Genomic DNA, 21,680 nt, shown 5'->3' on the forward strand with positions numbered 1-21,680 from the left:
CAGCCCGTGGCTCACCGCCACTCCGTCACCGTGTCCGGTGCCCCGCCGCACGGCGGCACCGGCGGTACGCGCCCGCGCCACTGACCGGGCGCGGCCTTTCCGGAGTCGCACGAGGGTGCGCGACAGCAGCCGGGAGACATGCATCTGGGAGATGCCGAGTTCGTCGCCGATCTCGGACTGGGTCATGTTCGCCACGAACCGCAGCGAGAGGATCTGCCGGTCGCGCTGCGGGAGTTCCGCGATCAGCGGCTTGAGGGACTCCACGTACTCGATGCCCTCGAGCCCGTTGTCCTCGTAGCCGATGCGGTCCGCGAGCGCGCCCTCGGAGTCGTCCTCCTCGGGCTGTGCGTCCAGCGAACTGGCCGTGTAGGCGTTCGAGGCCGCCATGCCCTCGACGACCTCGTCGTTGCTGATGCCGAGGCGTTCCGCCAGCTCACCCACGGTGGGAGCGCGGTCCAGCTTCTGGGCCAGCTCGTCGCCGGCCTTGGCCAGGTCGAGCCTGAGCTCCTGAAGCCTGCGGGGTACCCGCACCGACCAGGAGGTGTCGCGGAAGAAGCGCTTGATCTCGCCGATGATCGTCGGCATCGCGAAGGTGGGGAACTCGACGCCGCGGCTCAGCTCGAACCGGTCGATCGCCTTGATCAGGCCGATGGTGCCGACCTGGATGATGTCCTCCATCGGCTCGCTGCGGGAGCGGAAGCGGGAGGCGGCGAACTTCACCAGCGCGAGGTTGAGTTCGACGAGCGTGTTGCGGACGTAGGCGTAGTCGTGCGTGCCCTCTTCGAGGGACTCGAGCCGCGCGAAGAGTGTCTTGGACAGGGCGCGTGCGTCCACCGGCCCCACCTCGTCGTACGGGGGGATCTCCGGTAGTCCGGCGAGTCCGTCGACTTCGTCGGTTCCGGCGTCGTCGACGTGCTCCGGGCGTTCCAGAGGGAGTGTCGACGTCGCCGTCTGGGTCTGCGATGCGTCGAGCCGGGGTGACATGGTGTCCTCCATCGTTCTCGGCATATGGCCGCCGATGCCAATACGTGCACTGCGGTGTGCGGCGCCTCCAAAGCCGGCCGTGTCGGATAGGTGTCTCTACTAGCCCTACCCGCTTTCGCGAACTCGCCGCAAGTGCCTTCTATGACGAAATGTCCATTTCAGGGCGGTTGTTCGGGTGTCGGGTGACGTAGAGAAGGCGTAGTGTTCGAGTGCGTACATCGGTAGTAGCGACGCTCGGGAGAGAGACGGCATGGACCGCGGGACGGTCGGCAGCGCACAGTCTGGCCGGCTTCTTGTCGAGGTGCGGGAAGAGGGCACTAGTGCCGTCGTGACCCCCGCGGGTGAGCTCGATCACCACACGGCCGATTTGTTGCGTGAGCCACTCGAAGGGTGCCTCGAAAAGGGGTACGCGCGGCTCGTCGTCGACTGTTCGCGCCTGGAGTTCTGTGACTCCACCGGGCTCAATGTGCTGCTCGGCGCCCGGCTGAAGGCCGAGGCCGCGGGTGGCGGGGTCCATCTGGCCGCGATGCAGCCCGTGGTGGCCCGGGTCTTCGAGATCACCGGGGCGGAGGCCGTCTTCACCGTCCACGACACGCTCGAAGCGGCCCTGGCCGACTGATCCGGCGGGCCTTCGATCGTGACGCCGTTATGTCCCGGTTGCCCCTGCGTGATCGACGCGTTACTCGCGTCACAGGTTCCGTGCCGAAAAAGTGGGTGTTCGGACGGTTCCGTCGGGCAGGAGACATCCTGGACGGGTCGGCGGCACGGGTGTCGGCGGCCGGCGCGGCGCAAGTCGTTGATCCACAAGCGGCGAAAGCCGTTGATCCATCCGTACTGAGTACTGCGTACTGAGTCTTGAATCGTGAACCGGTGAATCGGTGAGGTGAAGCGCTGATGAGCACCACCCGGCCCTGCTCGCCGGGCGACCGCGGCCCGGAGTCGGGCGACGGCGGCGCTTCCGGGGTGTCCGCGACAGGCGTGACACCCGTGGACGGCGGGGCGCCCGGCGACGGCGCCTCCTCGGACGGCGCGGCCCTCGCCCCCACCGGCCGCCAGGCCCGGAGACTGAATTTCGACGGCGAGAGCGGCGTCGTGCCGCTCGCCCGCGACTTCGCGCGGCAGGCGCTGTACGCGTGGGGCTGGCTGCCCGCCCCGAGCGCCGACCGGCGGGCGGCCGCCGAGGACGTCCTGCTGGTCGTCTCCGAGCTGGTCACCAACGCCTGTCTGCACGCCGAGGGTCCGGACGAACTCCGGATCTCCTGCGACAACAAGGTGCTGCGCATCGAGGTCTCCGACCGCGGCGCCGGCCAGCCCGCACCGCGCACCCCGCACCGCGCCGGGCGCCCCGGCGGCCACGGCATGTTCATCGTGCAGCGGCTCTGCCTGGACTGGGGGGTCGTGCGGACCCCAGGGGTCGCGGGCAAGACCGTATGGGCGGAGCTCGGGGCACCCGCCTAGTTCTCTCCGGGGCAGCCCGGCCGAACCGCCCGCCCGAACCGATCGTCGGCCTGCCCGTTCGGCCGAACCGATCGTCGGGCTGCCCCGCCCGGCTGAACCAACTGACCGGCAGCCCCCTCCCCGGAGGAGCCGTCCGACCGGCGGAGCCGTTCGGACGAACCGGCCCGTCCGAGGCCCGCCTTCGGTTACCCGCGGTTCGAAACCTTCTTCGTACGTCACCCGGTGCGCGCCGGATCCCCACGGATCCGGCGCGCACTTTGTCTTCCCTCCACAAGTCCCCGGGCGTACCTTGACGGCCGATCTGATGTTCCGTCAGGAAATCGCCAAGATCGCCAAGGATGCCGTCAGGAATGAGGGGCAGGCCCGTGTCGTACCGGACGTACCAGAAACGAACCGCCGCGCTCGCGTTCGCCGCGGCCCTGGCCGGCTCGGCGGTGCTGATGGCCGCCCCCGCAGCCCAGGCCGATGTGGTGGACGTCAACTACCAGTGCAAGACACCGATCGGCGACAAGAGCGCCGTCTCGCCCATCGACATCAAGGGCGTCAAGAGCGGCAGCGGCTACAAGCTGACCATGTCCTGGCAGAAGGGTGTCTCCTCCAGCCCGGTCGAGCTCGGCAAGGGCGCGATGTCGCCGAGCGCCGTCATCAAGGTGGGCGGCGCGGACAGCGGAACGGTGGCGGTCAGCGGACCGGCCAACGCGGCCGCGATCCCCGCCAACACCCCCATCAAGATCAATGACTTGAGCGGCACGTACACGCCGAAGAAGTCCGGCAAGGTCACCTTCACCGCGGGCGTCCTCACCATCAAGGCCCTCGGCACCACGACCACGTGCACGCCCTCGAACAGTCCCAAGCCTTCGCTGACCCTCGACGTCACGGCCGCCGGCGGTTCGGGCTCGTCGAGTTCCGGTTCGTCGAGTTCGGGTTCCAGCGGGACCCAGAGCGGCGCCGACTCCGGCGGTCAGCTTCCGCAGACCGGCCCCGAGGACTCCGCGATCGCCCTCGGCACCCTCGGCGGCACGGTCCTGCTCGCGGGCGCGGCGGGCGTGCTGTGGCTGACGCGCAGGCATCAGGCGGTACGCCGCTGACCTTCCCGCACCACGACCTGGAGCCGCCGCATGCCGTACGCACTCCCCGCTGCCCGCGCGCTGGGCCTGACCCTGGTGCTGCTGAGCGCGGCACCGGCGGCCCGGGCCGCCGAGGGCTGGTCCGTCGTGCCGGCCGCGGGCGGGGCGGCCGACGGGCGGCCCTCCGTCTACGCGGAGGGCGCGCCCGGCACGGTCCTCCAGGACTCCGTGTCCGTTCTCAATCCGGGCACGCGCCCCCTCACCGTCCGGCTGCGCGGCGCCGACGCGGACAACACTGCGGACGGGGCCTTCACCGTCCGCGAACGGCCGACGGACGCGGGCGCGTGGATCGCCTTCGCCGGACGCGCGGACGGCCGCCGGGCCGCGGTGCGGGACCTGTCCGTACGGGTGCCGCCGCACACCCGCGCCGATGTGCCGTTCACCGTCGCCGTCCCGGCCGGCGCGGCACCCGGCGACCATCCCGGCGCGATCGTCGCGAGCGGCGGCGGCCGCACCGCGGCGGTCCGGGTCCACCTGCGGGTGGCGGGACCGGCGTTGTCGGCACTGACCGTCGAGTACGTCAGGGTGCGCGGTGGCCGGATCTCCTACGAACTGGTGAACCGCGGCACCACGGTCCTCGCTCCGCGGCTCGCCGTGCGCGCCGACGGTGTCTTCGGCACCCTGCTCGACCGCGCCCCGCGCACCCTGCCCGTCGAACTCCTGCCGGGCCGCCGCGTCACGCTCCGCGAGCCGTGGACCGGCTCTCCGGCCTTCGACGCGGTCGATGTGCGGCTGACGGTGACGGCGGCGGGCGGTGCGCGCTCCACGGCGACCGTGTCGGTCCGGTTCGTGCCGTGGGGCGCGGTGGCCGGGGCCGGGGTCGCCCTGGCGGCGGTGGGCGCCTTCTTCGCCGTACGGCGTCGGAGGCGGACCGGGGTGTGGGGGCCATGGCGTCGCGGGCGCCGGCCGGGTGACGACGGGGCGAGCGAACTGCCCCGCACGGAAGTCGAGTTGACGGGAGCGGTGTCGTGAGCGTCCTGGGCGGCAAGATGCGGATGACGGTCCTGGGGGCGGTACCGGCCCTCGTCCTGGTCCTGTTGGCGGGGACGGCCTCGGTGTCCCCGGCGTCGGCCGCCGTGCGACCGAGCGTGAAGCTGTCCAAGTCCGAGGCCGGGAGCGGCGGTTCGATCACCGTGACCGGCAGCGGCTGGCGGCCCGGAGCGCTGCTGATGATGCTGATCTGCGGGCAGTCCGTGCCCTCGCGCGGGGTGATCGGCGGCACCAACTCCTGCGCCAACGCCGACGGCCGGGCCGTCACCACCGACGCCAAGGGCGGCTTCAGCAAGAAGCTGCCGGTCGCCGAGCCGCCCAAGCCGTGTCCCTGCGTGGTGCACGTCGCCACCGTCACGGGCGAGAAGGCCGAGGCGGACGCCCTCTTCATGGTGGCCGGGCACTCGGTCGAGCCGCTGCCCAAGGAGGAGAGCGGCGGCCGGCTGTCGGTGCTGACCGACACCCGGCTCGACGGGTCGAGCGGTCTGCTGACCTGGTTCGGCTCACCTCCCGCGCGCACCCTCGTCTTCACCGTCGGCAACGTCGGCACCGCCGCCGTGAAGAACCCCGTCTTCCAAGTCGGTACCTCCCATGGAGTGTTCGCCCCGCAGTGGGAGGAACAGGAGTGGCGCGGCTCCATCGCGCCCGGCCGCAAGGCGCGGATCAAGCTCCCGGTCGAGCTGTCGGCCGGGGCGCACGGCGACTACACGGTCTCGCTGAAGTACGGCGGGAAGGTGCTCGCCGAGCAGCCGTGGGGCGTGGGCCGCCCCTGGGGCGTCACTCTCTTCTGGATCCTGCTCTGCGTCGTCGTCCCGGCCGCGGTGTTCCGCGTCGGCATGGCCGTGGTGGACCGGGTGCGCCCGCACAGGTCGACCGGCCGGGCCGGCCGGCACCGGGGTTTCCGGCCGGCCGAGCTCGCCCTCCGCATGCCCAGGGCGGGCTCCACCCCGAAGACACCGGCGGACCCCTCGGCCTCCCCGGTCCCGGCCCTGCCGTGGTTCACCCCGGACAACGATCCGGGGACCGCGACGAACGGTCAGCTCTCCGCACCGCAAGAGAACGGTCCGACGACGCAGACGAGAAAGGGACACACGTGAGCACGCAACGGAGAGTGGTACCGACCGGCCGACGCAGAGCGGGCGCGGCCGGGGTCGCGCTGATGCTCGGCGGTGCGGGCATCCTGCTGGGGGTGGCCGCCGCCCCGGCGCAGGCCGCCGAGGTGTCGTACAAGACGGAGTGCGTTCCGCCCCCGATCTCCGGGCTGCCCCCGGTGCAGGGCACCACGAAGGTGGAGATAACCGCGCCCGCCGGGGCGAAGGTGGGCGACGAGGTCACCATCACCTGGAAGTTCACCCAGGCGGCCTCGAAGAACCCCGATGTCCTCGACCTCGACAAGGACACGGTCAAGCCCACCGGCACCCTCAAGGCGGGCGGCGCTCAGACGGCGGACATCGCGATGGAGGGACCGCGCCAGAACCCGGCGATCCCGAAGAACAGCGACATGAAGCTGTCCGACATGACGGGCAAGCTGAAGCTGACGGCGGCGGGTGACGTCACGCTCACCCCGGACGCGTACGGCATCAACGTCAGCAAGCCGATCTCCACCGACACCAAGTGCACGCCCAAGGAGACGGTGAAGTCCTCCGCGACCATCAAGGTGACGGGCGGCGGGGCGGGCGGCACCCCGACCCCGACCCCGACCCTCCCGACCGGCCCGCCGACGTCGCCGACCGGGTCGGCGACCCCGTCGCCGAGCGGCAGCGGGACCGACGGCGGCGGCTCCGACGGGGGCGGCGGCGGGCAGACCGACTTCACGGGCAAGGAGGTCTCCGTCCCCTACGCGTGCAAGACGCCCATCGGAGACAAGGACGCCACCTCTCCCGTGCAGATCAACGCCAAGAAGAACGGCGGGAGTTACGACCTCACCGTGCAGTTCAAGAAGTCCGTGATGGACAGCCCGGCCGACATCCCCGCCGACTCGGTCAAGCCGTCGATGGAGGTGGCCCTCGGGGGCGCGGACAAGGGCACCGTGCATGTCGAGGGCCCGACCAACTCCGCGGCGATCAAGTCCGGCGACCCGATCGAGGTCCCCGACCTGACGGGCACCTACAAGCCGGGCGCGACCGGTGAGTCGACCCTCTCCCCAGGCGTGCTGACGGTGAAGGCGCTGGGCACGACGACGACCTGCACCCCGACCAGGTCCGAGGTGTCCCTGACCCTGGACACCTCGGAACAGGCGAGCGGCGCGTCGGGCGGCGGGTCCACCTCCTCCGGCTCCGGTTCCGCCGGCACCTCGGGCGGCCTCGCGGAGACGGGCTCCGACAGCCACAGCGCGCTCAAGGCGCTCGGACTGGTGGCGGGCACGGTCATCCTGCTGGGCGGCGCGGTGTTCACCTTCATGCCGGGGCGGCGCACGCGCTGACGGGGGGAGAGAACCCCGCTCAGGAAGGCATCGTCGGGCGGTTGCTGCGGTTCCCGCGGCTCCTCCCCGACCGGCCGCCCGCCGATACGGCGAAGGGCCGCCGCACCGGACGGTGCGACGGCCCTTCGCCGTGGGTACGGCCCGACGTCAGCGGACGTCGCCCATGAGCTGCTTGACCTTCTTGCGGTACATCCACACCGCGACACCGGCGATCACGGCGAGCGTGGCCTCCAGGGCGACGATGCCCGTCTTGTTGAGGTCGACCTCGGCGATGGAGAGCAGACCGGTCGTGGCGTCACCGGCGGTGACGGCCAGGAACCAGACACCCATCATCTGGGAGGCGTACTTCGCCGGAGCCATCTTCGTGGTGACGGAGAGGCCGACCGGGGAGAGCAGCAGCTCACCGACGGTCTGCACGAAGTAGATCGCCACCAGCCACATCGCGGCCGCCTTGTGACCGCCCTCGGCGATCGTCAGCGGGGCCAGGAAGAGGAAGAACGACGCGCCGACCAGGATCAGACCCGAGGCGAACTTCGTGGCCGTGCTCGGCTCCTTGCCGCGCTTGTTCAGCCACAGCCACGCCCAGGCGAAGACCGGGGCGAGCGCCATGATCATGACCGGGTTGACGGACTGGTACCAGGAGACCGGGAACTCCCAGCCGAAGATGGTGTTCTCGGCGGACGAGTCGGCGAAGATCGACATCGTCGAGCCGCCCTGGTCGTAGATCATCCAGAAGACGGCGGCGGCGACGAAGAACCAGATGTACGCGGACATCTTCGACTGGTCGGCACGGCCCAGGGTCTTGTCGCGCTTGATGCGCCCGATGACCATGACCGGGATGACCAGACCGGCGATCGTGATCGGGACCAACAGCCAGTTCAGCGTGTAGTGGCCCGAGAAACCGACGATCGCGTAGAAGACGACGGCGACAGCGGCCCACAGCGCGGACTTGCGCAGCGTCGAGGCCTTCTCCTCGGCCGACAGAGGCGTGGGGACCTCGTGCGAGCGGGCGCTGAGGTGACGGCCGCCGAGCAGGTACTGAGCGAGGCCCAGCGCCATGCCGAGCGCGGCGAGGGCGAAGCCCAGGTGCCAGTTCACGTTCTCACCGACGGTGCCGATGATCAGCGGAGCGGCGAAGGCGCCGAGGTTGATGCCGACGTAGAAGAGCGTGAAGCCACCGTCGCGGCGCGGGTCGTCCGGGCCGTCGTAGAGGTGGCCCACCATCGTGGAGATGTTGGCCTTCAGCAGACCGGAACCTATGGCGACGAGTCCGAGGCCGCCGTAGAAGGTGCCGGAGGAGGGCAGAGCCAGCGTGAGGTGGCCCAGCATGATGATCAGACCCGCGACGGCGACCGTCTTGCGGGGGCCCAGGACACGGTCGGCGAACCAGCCGCCCGGCAGGGCGAGCAGGTACACCAGGGAGAGGTACACCGAGTAGATCGCGGTCGCGGAGGCCGCGTTCATGTGCAGGCCGCCCGGTGCCACCAGGTACAGCGGGAGCAGTGCCTTCATGCCGTAGTAGGAGAACCGCTCCCACATCTCGGTCATGAAGAGAGTGGCCAGTCCGCGGGGGTGGCCGAAGAAGGTCTTCTCGGAACCGGGGGTGCCCGGAGTGACCGAGTCCTTCGTCAGGCTGGACGCCATGGTCGTTCCTTGCTGGTCGGGACGCGCTGTGGGGGTCCTCCGGCTCGACCGGAGTCGAGAACCGGGGGATTCGCGCGCCCATGGGGGGCGGCCGGCACCGGCGGGGTTCGGCGTCCGTCCCCACGCCCACGGGGAGTCCGCTCCGGATTGCGAAGCGATGGACGGCGACCACCGGGATCCACGCCCGTCACGCGTCAGTGCGCTCGGGCCCGGCCACAGGTCATTCCTTTCAAGGCTGGCGAATACCAGCCCGCACACAAAAGAGACCTTCAGCATCAAGCCAGCGCCAAAGGTCCTCATGTGGTGCTACAGGCGTCTGGTCACCATACGACATGGCAATGAGGCATATGGAAGGACTTGAGATATGGATCACAGGCGATCATGGAACCGTAGGCGATCATTCGAAGGTCCTCGGCATGATTGCATCCCACACCCACAGGTAAGAAACACTCGGATGGTGGGTGTGAATCACGGAGGCCGATCACTGCCCGGGCGCCGCGCGCGGCGGACTACCATCACCCCATGACCCGTGTACTGCTCGCCGAGGACGACGCGTCCATCTCGGAGCCGCTGGCCCGTGCCCTGCGCCGGGAGGGTTACGAGGTCGAAGTGCGCGAGGACGGACCCACCGCGCTCGACGCCGGAATGCAGGGCGGTGTCGACCTCGTCGTCCTGGACCTCGGACTGCCCGGCATGGACGGCCTGGAGGTCGCCCGCCGGCTCCGCGCCGAGGGGCACACCGTGCCCATCCTCATCCTGACCGCGCGCGCCGACGAGGTGGACACCGTCGTCGGTCTCGACGCGGGCGCCGACGACTACGTGACCAAGCCGTTCCGGCTCGCCGAACTCCTCGCCCGGGTACGGGCCCTGCTCCGGCGCGGCTCGGCCGAGCCCCAGCAGCCGCCCGCCACCCACGGCGTGCGCATCGACGTCGAGTCGCACCGCGCCTGGATGGGCGACGAGGAACTCCAGCTCACGGCTAAGGAGTTCGACCTCCTGCGGGTCCTGGTCCGTGACGCCGGCCGCGTGGTCACCCGCGACCAGCTCATGCGCGAGGTCTGGGACACCACCTGGTGGTCGTCCACCAAGACCCTCGACATGCACATCTCCTGGCTGCGCAAGAAGCTCGGCGACGACGCGGCGAACCCCCGCTACATCGCGACGGTACGAGGGGTCGGCTTCCGCTTCGAGAAGAGCTGAGGCTCCGCCGGACCGGGTCCGGTGCGGAGCCCCGCGCAAGGGACCTGGCGGGACGGCGACGGCCATCCCGCCCCGGACGCCCTGTCGCGCGTACGGGGGGCACGCCGCCAGAGCCCCGGCTCCGCCCCGGCATCCGGCACAGGACGCGGCGGGGCGGCGGCGGAAAACCGCGCCCCGGCCCGGCGCCCCGCCGGCGGGACGCGGCGAACGTGCACACTGGTCCCCGTACAGCCACCTGCCCGGAGGGCCCCGTGCGTCGCCGTCTGATCCAGTCCACCCTCGCCGTCGTGCTCGTCGTGATCGCCGTGTTCGGCGTCTCCCTCGTCATCGTCGAGACCCGCACGATCAGCAACAGCGCCCAGGAGCGCGTGGACTCCGAGGCGCTGCGCCTGGCCAGCATCGTGGACAGCCGCATCCTCGGCGACGAGAACATCTCCAGCGCAACGTTCAAGAACCAGGTCACCGACCAGCGCTACGCCGTCATTAGGATTCCGGGCCGCGATCCCATCGAGGTCGGCAAGGAGCCCACCGGCGACGTCATCCACTACACCGCCAAGGGCGAGGAGGGCGAGACGGTCACCGTCCAGGAGCCCCGCTCCTCGGTGACCAAGGAAGTCGGCCGCACGCTCCTGATCATCGGCGCGGTCGCGCTGCTCGCGATCATCGCCGCCGTCCTCCTCGCCGTACGCCAGGCCAACCGTCTCGCCTCCCCGCTCACCGACCTCGCCGAGACGGCCGAACGGCTGGGCTCGGGCGACCCCCGCCCGCGCCACAAGCGGTACGGCGTCCCCGAGCTGGACCGGGTCGCCGACGTCCTGGACGGCAGCGCCGAGCGCATCGCACGGATGCTCACCGCCGAGCGCCGGCTCGCCGCCGACGCCTCCCACCAGCTGCGAACGCCCCTCACGGCGCTCTCCATGCGCCTGGAGGAGATCACCCTCACCGACGACCCCGACACGGTGAAGGAGGAGGCGACGATCGCGCTGACACAGGTGGAACGCCTCACGGACGTGGTCGAGCGCCTGCTCACCAACGCCCGTGACCCGCGCACCGGCTCCGCCGTCTCCTTCGACCTCGACGAGGTCATCAAGCAGCAGCTGGAGGAATGGCGCCCGGCCTACCGCAGCGTGGGCCGCGCGATCGTCAGCTCCGGCAAACGTCATCTGCAGGCGGTGGGCACCCCGGGCGCGGTCGCCCAGGTCCTCGCGGCGCTGATCGAGAACTCCCTCATGCACGGAGGCGGCACGGTCGCCCTGCGCACCCGCGTCATCGGCAACCAGGCCGTCGTCGAGGTCACCGACGAGGGCCCCGGTGTTCCCGCCGACCTGGGCGCCCGGATCTTCGAGCGCACCATCAGCGGCCGCAACTCCACCGGCATCGGTCTCGCCGTCGCCCGCGACCTCGCGGAGGCCGACGGCGGCCGCCTGGAGATGCTCCAGGCCCAGCCCCCGGTCTTCGGCCTGTTCCTGTCCCGCACCCTGCTGAAGCGGCCGGCGCGGATCCCGGAGGACGGCGAGGAACGGACGGTCAGGTAGGAGCGGGCGGGGGACCGCCCCGCACCGGGCCCGGTCCGCCCGTGCCCGTCGGGCTCAGTTCGCCCGTGCCCGTGCCCGCCGAGGCTCGGGCTCCTCGTCCAGGAACGATTCCGCACTGGCCACCGCTTCCCGGGCCGGAAGCGTCCGGAACACCCAGGTGCGGTAGGACCAGAAGCGGAAGAGGGTCGCGACGCCGATGCCGAGGAACTTGAAGATGTTGCTCTGCAGCGGGCTGTCCCAGCCGAAGCCGTACGTCGCCACGTAGAGGACGCCGTTCTCGATGACCAGTCCCACCGCGCTGAACAGCAGGAAGAGCGTCAGCTCCTTGGTGCGGCCACCCTTGTCGCGGTCCCGGTAGGTGAAGTAGCGGAACCCGATGTAGTTGAAGACGATGGCGACGACGGTGGCGATGACACTGGCCCGCACGACCTGCAGGCCGGTGACATGGCGTACGAGGTTGAACACGAGCAGGTTGACCAGCAGGCCCGCGCCACCCACCGCACCGAACTTGGCGACCTCACGAAAGAGCAGGTCGAAGCGGCGGCGAAACGCGCTGCGAGGCCCCGCCTGAGGCCCCGAGGTAGCACTGCCCATGGTGTCGCCAGCCCCCGTCGGTGGGTCATGTCGTCAACTGAGTGGATGGATACGTCAACCACCCAATGCTAACCAGCGCCCCTGCGCGGCGCCCGTGCATGGGTGCACAGGTAAGAAAAGACGAGGTCACCGGCACGGAAAATCGGGCGTATCGGTGCGGAAATCAGCCACCGCGGCGTGGCCGATACTCTTGGAGCGTGACGTTCCCGGTAGTCGGCATGGTCGGCGGTGGACAGCTCGCTCGTATGACACACGAGGCGGGCATCCCGCTCGGCATCAAGTTCAAGCTCCTCAGTGACACTCCCCAGGATTCCGCGGCGCAGGTCGTCGGCGATGTCGTCGTCGGCGACTATCGCGACCTCGACACGCTGCGTGACTTCGCGCGGGGCTGCGACGTGATCACCTTCGATCACGAGCACGTCCCGACCGAGCACCTGCGGGCCCTGGAGGCGGACGGCATCCCCGTCCGCCCCGGCCCCGACGCGCTCGTGCACGCCCAGGACAAGGGCGTGATGCGCGCGAAGCTCGACGCGATCGGCGTGCCCTGCCCACGGCACCGCATCGTGACCGACGTCGAGGACGTCGCCGCGTTCGCGGCGGAGGGCCTCGCCGAAGGGGCCGAGGGCGACGGTTTCCCGATCATCCTGAAGACCGTCCGCGGCGGCTACGACGGCAAGGGCGTGTGGTTCGTCCGCTCCCTGGAGGAGGCCGCCGACCCGTTCCGCGCGGGCGTGCCCGTCCTCGCCGAGGAGAAGGTCGACTTCGTCCGGGAGCTCGCGGCGAACGTCGTCCGCTCCCCGCACGGCCAGGCGGTCGCGTACCCCGTCGTGGAGTCCCAGCAGGTCGACGGCGTCTGCGACACGGTGATCGCCCCGGCCCCCGGCATCGACGAGGAGCTGGCCCTCAAGGCGGAGGAACTGGCCCTGCGGATCGCCAAGGAACTCGGCGTCGTCGGGCACCTGGCCGTCGAGCTCTTCGAGACCCAGGACGGACGCGTCCTCGTCAACGAACTGGCCATGCGCCCGCACAACTCGGGCCACTGGACCCAGGACGGCGCGATCACCTCGCAGTTCGCCAACCACGTGCGCGCGGTCCTCGACCTCCCGCTCGGCGACCCGCGCCCGCGCGCCAGGTGGACGGTCATGGCTAACGTCCTCGGCGGCGACTACCCCGACATGTACTCCGCGTACCTGCACTGCATGGCCCGCGACCCGCAGCTCAAGATCCACATGTACGGCAAGGACGTGAAGCCCGGCCGTAAGGTCGGCCACGTCAACACCTACGGCGACGACCTGGACGACGTGCTGGAGCGCGCCCGTCACGCTGCCGGCTACCTGAGAGGGACCATCACCGAATGAGCCCGGTTGTAGGCATCGTCATGGGTTCGGACTCCGACTGGCCGGTCATGGAGGCCGCCGCCCAGGCACTCGACGAATTCGAGATCCCCTACGAGGTGGATGTCGTCTCCGCGCACCGCATGCCGCACGAGATGATCGCGTACGGCGAGCAGGCCGCGGAGCGCGGGCTCAAGGCGATCATCGCGGGCGCGGGCGGCGCGGCCCATCTGCCGGGGATGCTGGCGTCCGTCACCCCGCTGCCCGTCATCGGTGTGCCCGTCCCGCTCAAGTACCTCGACGGCATGGACTCGCTGCTCTCCATCGTGCAGATGCCGGCCGGTGTGCCCGTCGCGACCGTCTCCGTGGGCGGCGCCCGCAACGCCGGTCTGCTGGCCGCCCGGATGCTCGCCGCCCACGACGAGGAACTCCTCGGCCGGATGCGGGAGTTCCAGCAGGAGCTGAACGACCAGGCCACCGAGAAGGGCAAGCGGCTGCGCGCCAAGGTCGAGGGCGCCGGCGGCGGTTTCGGCTTCGGGAAGTGACGCGGATGTCCTCGCCCTCCCTCTCCTCGCTCGACATGGCCCGTGCCCTGCTCGACGAGTTCCCCGTCGTCGACGGGCACAACGACCTCCCCTGGGCGCTGCGCGAGCAGGTCCGCTACGACCTCGACGCCCGGGACATCGCCACCGACCAGAGCGCCCACCTGCACACGGACCTGGCCCGGCTGCGCTCCGGCGGCGTCGGCGCCCAGTACTGGTCGGTGTACGTCCGCTCGGACCTGCCCGGCGCGGTCACCGCGACGCTCGAACAGATCGACTGCGTACGGCAGCTGATCGACCGTCACCCGGCGGACCTGCGTGCCGCGCTGACCGCCGCCGACATGGAGGCGGCGCGCGGCGAGGGCCGTATCGCCTCCCTCATGGGTGCGGAGGGCGGTCACTCGATCGACAACTCCCTCGGCGTCCTGCGCGGGCTGTACGCGCTCGGCGTCCGCTACATGACCCTCACCCACAACGACAACATCGCGTGGGCGGACTCGGCGACGGACGTTCCCGTGGTGGGCGGCCTGTCGGCCTTCGGCCGTGAGGTCGTGCGGGAGATGAACCGCGAGGGCATGCTCGTGGACCTCTCGCACGTGGCCGCGACGACCATGCGAGACGCGCTCGACACCTCCGTCGCGCCGGTGATCTTCTCCCACTCCTCGGCGCGCGCGGTGTGCGACCACCCGCGCAACATCCCGGACGACGTGCTGGAGAGGCTGCCCGCCAACGGCGGCGTGGCGATGGTGACGTTCGTGCCGAAGTTCGTCCTCCAGGCCGCGGTCGACTGGACGGCCGCGGCCGACGAGAACATGCGAGCCAACGGCTTCCACCATCTCGACACCACCGCCGAGGGCATGAAGGTGCACCGCGTCTTCGAGGAGGAGAATCCGCGTCCCGTCGCCACCGTGTCGACGGTCGCCGACCACCTCGACCACATGCGTGAGGTCGCGGGCATCGACCACCTCGGCATCGGCGGCGACTACGACGGCACGGCGTTCACCCCGGACGGCCTGGACGACGTCTCCGGCTACCCGAACCTGATCGCCGAGCTCCTCGACCGCGGCTGGTCGCGCACGGACGTGGCCAAGCTGACCTGGCGGAACGCCGTGCGTGTGCTGGGGGCGGCGGAGGACGTGGCCCGCGACCTGCATTCCAGGCGGGGCCCGTCGAACGCGACGCTGGAACAGTTGGACGGCTGACGGCTGACGGCTGACGGGGCTCCAGGGCTCCGGGGCTTGCGAAGGCGCCCGGGCTGATGGCCCGGGCGCCTTCGGCGTGCGCCCGACGGTTGTGCCGGGTAGCTTCGGGCGGGCGCCCGCTCCGCCCGTACGGATGCACCGGGTCCGCGTTCGCGCGTGACGCGCGGGGGCGCGCCCATGGACGTACCCCGAACGCGTCATCCGCCAGGAAGCCCCCGGGCCCCGTGTCACGGTGGCGGTACCCCGACCTTCGCCGTCCACCTCACGGAGCCTGTCAGGGCTCACCCCGGGGGAGCGGGGTGGTCGGGCCAGGGCCCGTCCTCGAGGGGGTCGATCAGGCAGAGGCAGAACGGGTGCCCCGCCGGATCGGCGTACACCCGGAAGTCCTTCCTGCCGTCCTCGTCGTCCAGGTCCAGCGGGCGGGCGCCCAGCGCGAGCACCCGCTCCTGCGCGGCGTCGACGGCCTCCCAGGTGGACCCGGCGTCGAAGTCGAGATGGAACTGCTGCGAGTCCCGGCCGGCACTCGGCCACCGCGGCGGAACGTGTCCGGGTGCCCGCTGGAAGGCCAGGCGTGGCCCGTCCGGGATCCGGAGGACGACCCAGTCGTCGTCCTCCGCCTGTGGCTCGCCACCGGCCACGCGCGCGTAGAACGCGGCGAGCGAGCGGGGATCGGGGCAGTCGAGGACGACGGAACGCAGACGTGCGACGGGCTGCTCCATGACGTGCTCCTCGTTCGGGTGTGTGCTCAGCAGGCGCAGAGGCAGAACGGGTGCCCCGCCGGGTCGGCGTACACACGGAACGAACGCGACCTGTCCTCGGTGTCCAGCGGCCGCGCGCCGAGCTCCAGCACCCCCTTCTCCGCCACGTCCAGGTCCTCGACGGTCAGGTCCAGATGGAACTGCTGCGGGGCGTCGGGCGCGGGCCACCGCGGCGGTACGTGCCCGGGGGCGGCCTGGAACGCCAGCGTCCGGCCGCCCGGCAGCTCCAGGTCGATCCAGTCGTCGTCGCCCGTGACCGTGCCGCCGAGCACCTCGGCGTAGAACGCCGCCAGCGCGCGCGGGTCGGGACAGTCCAGGACGACGGCACCCAGCTTGGCGAGAGTCATGACTTCCTCCGTGGGATTCCAGAACGCCGATGAGTTACCTGTAAACCGCTTCAAGAGGTAACGGTTACTGCATGCTCCCGCATAAGAGGTAACGTCGCAAGCATGAATGACCGAGCGCCCGCACCCGGTGGCCTCGCCCTGGTCCAGGACCTGGTGAACACCCTGGACATCGAGTCGGGCGCCGACTCCCTGGACACGGCCGAGGGGCTGGCGCGCTTCGGACTGGCGGCGGGCGAGGCGGAGGGGGCGCGCGAGCTGCGCGAGTCGCTGCGGGCGGTGTGCCTGGCGCACGCGGGTCATCCGGCGCACCGGGAGGTGGCCCCGCTCGGGGAGCTCCTCGCCCGGGCGCCCCTGTGCGTCACGGTCGACGAGGAGGGCGGCGGCGCGCGTCTGGTCCCCGCCGCCGCGGGGACCTCCCCGGCCCCCCTGGCCTCCCGGATCGCCGCCGCGATCGCCGAGTCGCTGGTCGAGGGCGGCTGGCCCCGTCTGAAGGCCTGCGAGGCCCCGACCTGCCACTGGGCGTACTACGACCGCTCGCCCGCGGGGCGCGGCCGCTGGTGCTCGATGTCGGTGTGCGGGGCGCGCGCCAAGATGCGCCGCTACCGCGCGAAGTAGCCCCCGGTCACGGGAAACCGAACCGGGGGCGGGGCGGGGAGCCGGACGGAGTCCCGAGGTCGCCGGTCGGCGCACAGCGAAGTGGTGCAGAATGCAACCGACGCCGGTCCGGCCGACTGAGCCTCGGCCGGACCGGCGTCACCCGCGACAGCCTTCTCAGGCGGTGGGCCGGCCCATCGCCCGGTACGTCCAGCCGGCCCGGCGCCACGCCTCCGGGTCCAGCGCGTTCCGCCCGTCGAGCAGCACCCGGGACGTGGCCGCCTCGCCCAGCACAGCCGGGTCCAGCTCGCGGAACTCGCGCCACTCCGTCAGATGCAGGACGACATCGGCACCCCGTACGGCCTCCACCGCGGAGTCGGCGTACCCCAGCGTCGGGAAGAGCCGCTTGGCGTTCGCCATGCCCTTCGGGTCGTAGACGGTGACCTGGCCGCCCTGGAGGTGGATCTGCCCGGCGACGTTCAGCGCCGGCGAGTCACGCACGTCGTCCGAGTCCGGCTTGAAGGTCGCGCCGAGCACGGCGACCCGCTTGCCGAGGAATGAGCCGCCGCCGAGCGCCTCACGGGCCATCTCCACCATCTGGCCGCGGCGCCGCATGTTGATGGCGTCGACCTCGCGCAGGAAGGTCAGCGCCTGGTCGGCGCCCAGCTCACCGGCGCGTGCCATGAAGGCGCGGATGTCCTTGGGCAGGCAGCCGCCGCCGAAGCCGATCCCGGCCCGCAGGAACTTCTTCCCGATGCGCTCGTCGTGCCCTATGGCCTCGGCCAGCTTGGCCACGTCACCGTCCGCGGCCTCGCAGACCTCGGCCATCGCGTTGATGAAGGAGATCTTGGTGGCGAGAAAGGAGTTCGCGGAGGTCTTCACCAGTTCGGCGGTCGGGAAGTCGGTCACGACGAACGGCGAGCCGTCGGCGACCGGCGTCACATAGACCTCGCGCAGCAGCTTCTCGGCGCGCTCGCTGCGCACGCCCACCACGATCCGGTCGGGGTGCAGCGTGTCGTTCACGGCGAAGCCCTCGCGCAGGAACTCCGGGTTCCAGGCCAGTTCCGCGTCCTCGCCGGCGGGCGCGAGCTCGACGAGCCGGGCCGCCAGCCGCTCCGCCGAACCGACGGGCACGGTGGACTTGCCGACGACGAGGGCCGGGCCGTGCAGGTGCGGCGCGAGCGACTCGAAGGCGGCGTCGACGTACGACATGTCACAGGCGTACTCGCCGTGCTTCTGGGGGGTGTTCACGCAGACGAAGTGGACGTCTCCGAAGGCCCCGACCTCGGCCCAGTCCATGGTGAAGCGGAGCCGGCCCGTGGAGCCCTCGATCCCGGCCACGTGCTTGCGCAGCAGTTCCTCGAGACCGGGCTCGAACATCGGGACCTCGCCCCGCTGGAGCATCTCGATCTTCTCCGGCACCACATCGAGCCCGAGCACCTCGAAGCCGAGCTCGGCCATGGCCGCGGCGTGGGTGGCGCCGAGGTAGCCGGTGCCGATCACGGTGATCTTGAGGGCCATGGGTGCTCCTGAGGTGTGCGGCGTCGGTGCGCGCCCGAGCATAGTCGGGGCCGGGGGGAGCGCTTTCACGGGCGGTTTTCCCCCTGTCGCCAAGCTCACGTACCGGTCCCGCGGGCAGACCCTTAAAATTTGTGTTACTTAACGGTAGTTAGCGCAGCGATCACAGCATCCCTTGGAGCGTGAGAGACCTTGGCCGGATCGGCTGATTTCGACCTGTACCGCCCGTCCGAGGAGCACGACATGCTCCGGGACGCGATCCGTTCGCTGGCCGAGGCGAAAATCGCGCCGTACGCCGCGACGGTGGACGAGGAGGCCCGCTTCCCGCAGGAGGCGCTGGACGCCCTGGTCGCCAACGACCTGCACGCGGTGCACGTCCCCGAGGAGTACGGCGGCGCGGGCGCCGACGCCCTCGCGACGGTCATCGTGATCGAGGAGGTGGCCCGCGTCTGCGTGTCCTCCTCCCTGATCCCCGCGGTGAACAAGCTGGGCTCGCTGCCGGTGATCCTCTCCGGCTCCGAGGACCTGAAGAAGAGGTACCTGGGCCCGCTCGCCAAGGGCGACGGCATGTTCTCGTACGCCCTGTCGGAGCCGGACGCCGGTTCGGACGCGGCCGGCATGAAGACGAAGGCCGTCCGTGACGGCGACTTCTGGGTCCTCAACGGCGTCAAGCGCTGGATCACCAACGCGGGCGTCTCCGAGTACTACACGGTCATGGCGGTGACCGACCCGACGAAGCGCTCCAAGGGCATCAGCGCGTTCGTCGTCGAGAAGTCCGACGAGGGCGTCTCCTTCGGCGCTCCGGAGCGGAAGCTCGGCATCAAGGGCAGCCCGACCCGCGAGGTCTACCTCGACAACGTGCGCATTCCCGCCGACCGCATGATCGGCGAGGAGGGCACCGGCTTCGCGACCGCCATGAAGACCCTGGACCACACTCGCATCACCATCGCGGCCCAGGCCCTCGGTGTCGCCCAGGGCGCCCTCGACTACGCCAAGGGCTACGTCCAGGAGCGCAAGCAGTTCGGCAAGCCGATCGCCGAGTTCCAGGGTGTCCAGTTCATGCTCGCGGACATGGCCATGAAGATCGAGGCCGCCCGCCAGCTGACGTACGCGGCCGCCGCCAAGTCGGAGCGCGGCGACAAGGACCTCACCTTCCAGGGTGCCGCCGCCAAGTGCTTCGCCTCGGACGTCGCCATGGAGGTCACCACCGACGCCGTCCAGCTCCTCGGCGGCTACGGATACACCCGTGACTACCCGGTCGAGCGCATGATGCGCGACGCCAAGATCACCCAGATCTACGAAGGCACGAACCAGGTCCAGCGCATCGTGATGGCGCGCAACCTGCCGTAGTACGCCGCCGGTCGGCAACAGAGGTGAGAGGCACCCGGGGTGCCTCTCACCTCTTCGTTTTTCCGTCCCGCCGCCCTGGAGGGAGCGGCGGGTGCCGGGAGTTCATGCGCGGAGCGTGGCAGCTGGAGTACTCTCTGTGCCCTCGGTCGCGCGTCTGGTGCGTGTGAACCGGCGGGGGCACGGGGGCACGTGACACGGGTGGGGATCCATGGCTGCCGTCGACGCACCCCCGCGTCCGTCGTGTTGTGGGGGTGGGCATGCCGTCAGGCGCCCTGATGGACCGTCATGTGATCGCGCAGAGCATCAAGGATCTCGCTGAGCGGCCGGCGCTGGGAGCCCGGAAGGAAGAGCTGACCGCGCTCGCGGCGGCGCTCCGGGACCAGGACGTCACCGCGCTGGACCCCTGGTCCGAACTCGATCTCCTCGCCGCCTACGCCCGTCCCGAGAGCCTCGGGGCGCCCGGTGGCCGGGACGGGGAACACCAGGTCTGGTCCTATGCCGAAGCCGTGCTGGGCGCGCTGGTCTTCGTACCCCTGATGCTCACCTGGTACGGGCTGACCCGGGCGTCGAGCGCCTACGGGGCGCTGACCGGCGCGGATCCGAAGGCCGCCTCCCGGCCCTTCCTGCAGCTGTGGCAGTCCGGTTTCGAGGGGCACCTCACCGGCGCGTTCACCTTCGGCCATGTCGCGATGAGCGCCACCGTCGCCATCGTGGTGCTCTTCACCCTGGTCCTCGTGCACGGCGTGCGGCGGTCCGCCGTCACCCGCCGCGAGGAGGACGCCGACCGGGGCTCCGAGGAGCTGATGGCGGCGCTCGTGCCGGCGCTGACCCGCGCCCAACTCGTCCTGAACCAGCGGCGGTCGAGTTCCCCGCAGCGCTTCGCGGCAGAACTCACCGGAGCCGCCGCGACCCTCAGGAGGCTGGGCGACAAGGCCGTCCGGGTCCACAAGGACCTGGCGTCGGCCGCCTCGGCCGTCGGTGAAGCGGTGGAGTCCGCCGAACGCAGGCTGGCCGGGGTCGACACCTCCGTCAAGCCCCTGGAGGCCGCGGTGGGGCGCGTCGAGGCCGCCGTCAGCGACGGCGGGGCACAGGTCCGCAAGGCGCTCGACGACGTCCGCGACGCGAGCGGTGAGGTACGGCTCGCGGTGGCGGGCGCCGGGGGCCGTGTCGAGGACTCCGTCACCGTGCTGGCCGCCTCCCAGCGTGCCTACGCCACCGGCATCGAGGTGGCTTCGGACATCTCCGCCCAACTTCTGGGCCGTTACGGCGAGGTGGCGGAGGGGACGGCCCGCGCGGTCGAGGAGTCCCAGCACGCGGTGCGTGAACTGAGCGCCCAGAGCGGCGCGTTGCGAGCGACGGCTGATGAATTCGCCCGGCTCGTCGATGAGTTGCGGACGGACCGCCGGATGCGCGCCGACCTGGCGGACCAGTTGGGCCGGACCGGGTGCGCCGATGGGCCTCAGAGCGGTGCCGACCGGGGTGGCCGTCCCGCCGACGGGACCGACGGTCCTGCCGACCCCCGCCCGCGCGACCCCCGCCGGGAGCCGCCGCAGCTTCCTCCCGCGTCCCTGACCGAGGCCCGATGAAGCGCGGGGGAAGGTTCCGGCCGCTGCACCTGGCGGGCTGGCTGTTCGCGGACATGCTGCTCGTTCTCGCCCTGGTGGCCATGGGGGACCAGGGCGATCCCCAGGCCGCGGAGCAGCGCCCCGACCCGTCCTCCGCCACGTCGGCCGCCGCGAAGAGGAAGCCACGGCACACCGGCCCGCGTGCGGTGGTCCGCACACCGGTCAGGGTGGCCGTCGACGCGAGCGCCGGGGACGAGGAGGGCATCGTGCGCGCACTGCGCGGGGCGACCGCGCGCTACCGGGGCCGTCAGGCCGCCTTCGTGCTGACCTTCGGACGCCACACCGACCCGGGCGCCGGGGGCCGCTACGCCCACGACGTGAACGCCCTGCTGGAGAAGGCCCGTCCGGACATGTTCCGCGCCGCCACCACCCGCGACTTCTGGAAGGGCGGCGCCTCCTCGGGGCACGCCGACATCGAGATCTACTTCTACACGTACTGACCCGGAGGTACGAGAA

21 protein-coding genes are annotated in these 21,680 nt (G+C 71.0%); 15 read left to right on the top strand and 6 right to left on the bottom strand.

Going from position 1 to position 21,680, the window contains the following annotated elements:
• Positions 1-984: RNA polymerase sigma factor SigF (locus tag ACWD68_RS31020; RefSeq protein ID WP_451809818.1), on the bottom strand; the 984-nt coding region annotated here is incomplete at its 3' end.
• 250 nt (positions 985-1,234) lie between these two features.
• On the opposite strand from ACWD68_RS31020, the gene ACWD68_RS31025 reads away from it, so the two are divergent.
• From ACWD68_RS31025 to ACWD68_RS31050, 6 genes are all read left to right on the top strand, one after another.
• Positions 1,235-1,603: an STAS domain-containing protein gene (locus ACWD68_RS31025; RefSeq protein ID WP_081221611.1), complete on the top strand. Its 369-nt coding sequence runs from the start codon at positions 1,235-1,237 to the stop codon at positions 1,601-1,603.
• A gap of 275 nt (positions 1,604-1,878) precedes the next feature.
• Complete coding sequence (locus ACWD68_RS31030) at positions 1,879-2,442, top strand: ATP-binding protein (RefSeq protein WP_451809776.1); 564 nt, start codon at positions 1,879-1,881, stop codon at positions 2,440-2,442.
• A 350-nt stretch (positions 2,443-2,792) separates the two neighbouring features.
• Positions 2,793-3,530: an LPXTG cell wall anchor domain-containing protein gene (locus ACWD68_RS31035; protein ID WP_451809777.1), complete on the top strand. Its 738-nt coding sequence runs from the start codon at positions 2,793-2,795 to the stop codon at positions 3,528-3,530.
• A 30-nt stretch (positions 3,531-3,560) separates the two neighbouring features.
• Positions 3,561-4,541: a COG1470 family protein gene (locus tag ACWD68_RS31040; protein ID WP_451809778.1), complete on the top strand. Its 981-nt coding sequence runs from the start codon at positions 3,561-3,563 to the stop codon at positions 4,539-4,541.
• Positions 4,542-4,564: 23 nt separating this feature from the next.
• A complete protein-coding gene (locus ACWD68_RS31045) occupies positions 4,565-5,656 on the top strand; it encodes a neocarzinostatin apoprotein domain-containing protein (protein ID WP_451809819.1) in 1,092 nt (363 codons plus the stop codon).
• Between the two features lie 62 nt (positions 5,657-5,718).
• Complete coding sequence (locus ACWD68_RS31050) at positions 5,719-6,981, top strand: hypothetical protein (protein ID WP_451809820.1); 1,263 nt, start codon at positions 5,719-5,721, stop codon at positions 6,979-6,981.
• A gap of 147 nt (positions 6,982-7,128) precedes the next feature.
• Here ACWD68_RS31050 and ACWD68_RS31055 read toward each other — a convergent pair whose 3' ends face one another.
• Positions 7,129-8,625, bottom strand: coding sequence for an oligopeptide:H+ symporter (locus ACWD68_RS31055; protein WP_451809779.1), 1,497 nt, complete (start codon positions 8,623-8,625; stop codon positions 7,129-7,131).
• 522 nt (positions 8,626-9,147) lie between these two features.
• On the opposite strand from ACWD68_RS31055, the gene ACWD68_RS31060 reads away from it, so the two are divergent.
• Positions 9,148-9,825, top strand: a complete 678-nt coding sequence (locus tag ACWD68_RS31060) for a response regulator transcription factor (RefSeq protein WP_037628240.1) — start codon at positions 9,148-9,150, stop codon at positions 9,823-9,825.
• Between the two features lie 251 nt (positions 9,826-10,076).
• Positions 10,077-11,360, top strand: a complete 1,284-nt coding sequence (locus ACWD68_RS31065) for an ATP-binding protein (protein ID WP_451809780.1) — start codon at positions 10,077-10,079, stop codon at positions 11,358-11,360.
• A 54-nt stretch (positions 11,361-11,414) separates the two neighbouring features.
• On the opposite strand, the gene ACWD68_RS31070 is transcribed toward ACWD68_RS31065, so the two are convergent.
• Positions 11,415-11,954, bottom strand: a complete 540-nt coding sequence (locus ACWD68_RS31070; RefSeq protein ID WP_451809781.1) for a GtrA family protein — start codon at positions 11,952-11,954, stop codon at positions 11,415-11,417.
• 197 nt (positions 11,955-12,151) lie between these two features.
• Between ACWD68_RS31070 and ACWD68_RS31075 the strand changes: the two genes are divergently transcribed.
• Genes ACWD68_RS31075 through ACWD68_RS31085 form a run of 3 tightly spaced genes read left to right on the top strand, consistent with a single transcriptional unit; the run spans position 12,152 to position 15,032 of the window.
• Positions 12,152-13,312 carry a 5-(carboxyamino)imidazole ribonucleotide synthase gene (locus ACWD68_RS31075; RefSeq protein ID WP_451809782.1) on the top strand — a complete coding sequence of 387 codons (1,161 nt, stop codon included), beginning with the start codon at positions 12,152-12,154 and terminating at the stop codon, positions 13,310-13,312.
• A complete protein-coding gene (purE, locus tag ACWD68_RS31080) occupies positions 13,309-13,833 on the top strand; it encodes a 5-(carboxyamino)imidazole ribonucleotide mutase (RefSeq protein ID WP_266759502.1) in 525 nt (174 codons plus the stop codon). The genes ACWD68_RS31075 and purE overlap by 4 nt, the downstream gene beginning before the upstream one ends.
• Positions 13,834-13,838: 5 nt before the next feature.
• Entirely contained in the window at positions 13,839-15,032 is a 1,194-nt protein-coding gene (locus tag ACWD68_RS31085; protein ID WP_451809783.1) for a dipeptidase, read from the top strand.
• A 281-nt stretch (positions 15,033-15,313) separates the two neighbouring features.
• On the opposite strand, the gene ACWD68_RS31090 is transcribed toward ACWD68_RS31085, so the two are convergent.
• Both ACWD68_RS31090 and ACWD68_RS31095 read right to left on the bottom strand, forming a co-directional pair.
• Positions 15,314-15,751 (bottom strand): VOC family protein, encoded by a 438-nt coding sequence (locus tag ACWD68_RS31090; protein ID WP_451809784.1) that lies wholly within the window; start codon positions 15,749-15,751, stop codon positions 15,314-15,316.
• Positions 15,752-15,777: 26 nt separating this feature from the next.
• On the bottom strand, positions 15,778-16,137 hold the full coding sequence (locus tag ACWD68_RS31095; RefSeq protein WP_451809785.1) for a VOC family protein: 360 nt from the start codon (positions 16,135-16,137) through the stop codon (positions 15,778-15,780).
• Positions 16,138-16,239: 102 nt separating this feature from the next.
• Here ACWD68_RS31095 and ACWD68_RS31100 point away from each other — a divergent pair, with 102 nt between their 5' ends.
• Positions 16,240-16,752, top strand: coding sequence for a CGNR zinc finger domain-containing protein (locus ACWD68_RS31100; RefSeq protein WP_451809786.1), 513 nt, complete (start codon positions 16,240-16,242; stop codon positions 16,750-16,752).
• 156 nt (positions 16,753-16,908) lie between these two features.
• Here ACWD68_RS31100 and ACWD68_RS31105 read toward each other — a convergent pair whose 3' ends face one another.
• Positions 16,909-18,252, bottom strand: a complete 1,344-nt coding sequence (locus ACWD68_RS31105) for a UDP-glucose dehydrogenase family protein (RefSeq protein ID WP_451809787.1) — start codon at positions 18,250-18,252, stop codon at positions 16,909-16,911.
• A gap of 189 nt (positions 18,253-18,441) precedes the next feature.
• Between ACWD68_RS31105 and ACWD68_RS31110 the strand changes: the two genes are divergently transcribed.
• The 3 genes from ACWD68_RS31110 (at position 18,442) to ACWD68_RS31120 (ending at position 21,664) form a co-directional block, all read left to right on the top strand.
• Complete coding sequence (locus ACWD68_RS31110) at positions 18,442-19,599, top strand: acyl-CoA dehydrogenase (protein WP_451809788.1); 1,158 nt, start codon at positions 18,442-18,444, stop codon at positions 19,597-19,599.
• A 257-nt stretch (positions 19,600-19,856) separates the two neighbouring features.
• The gene (locus tag ACWD68_RS31115; RefSeq protein ID WP_451809789.1) at positions 19,857-21,185 is read left to right on the top strand and encodes a methyl-accepting chemotaxis protein; all 1,329 of its coding nucleotides are present in this window, start codon (positions 19,857-19,859) and stop codon (positions 21,183-21,185) included.
• Positions 21,182-21,664 carry a hypothetical protein gene (locus tag ACWD68_RS31120; RefSeq protein ID WP_451809790.1) on the top strand — a complete coding sequence of 161 codons (483 nt, stop codon included), beginning with the start codon at positions 21,182-21,184 and terminating at the stop codon, positions 21,662-21,664. The genes ACWD68_RS31115 and ACWD68_RS31120 overlap by 4 nt, the downstream gene beginning before the upstream one ends.
• Positions 21,665-21,680: the final 16 nt, after the last annotated feature.

The organism is Streptomyces sp. NPDC005141 (assembly GCF_053599975.1).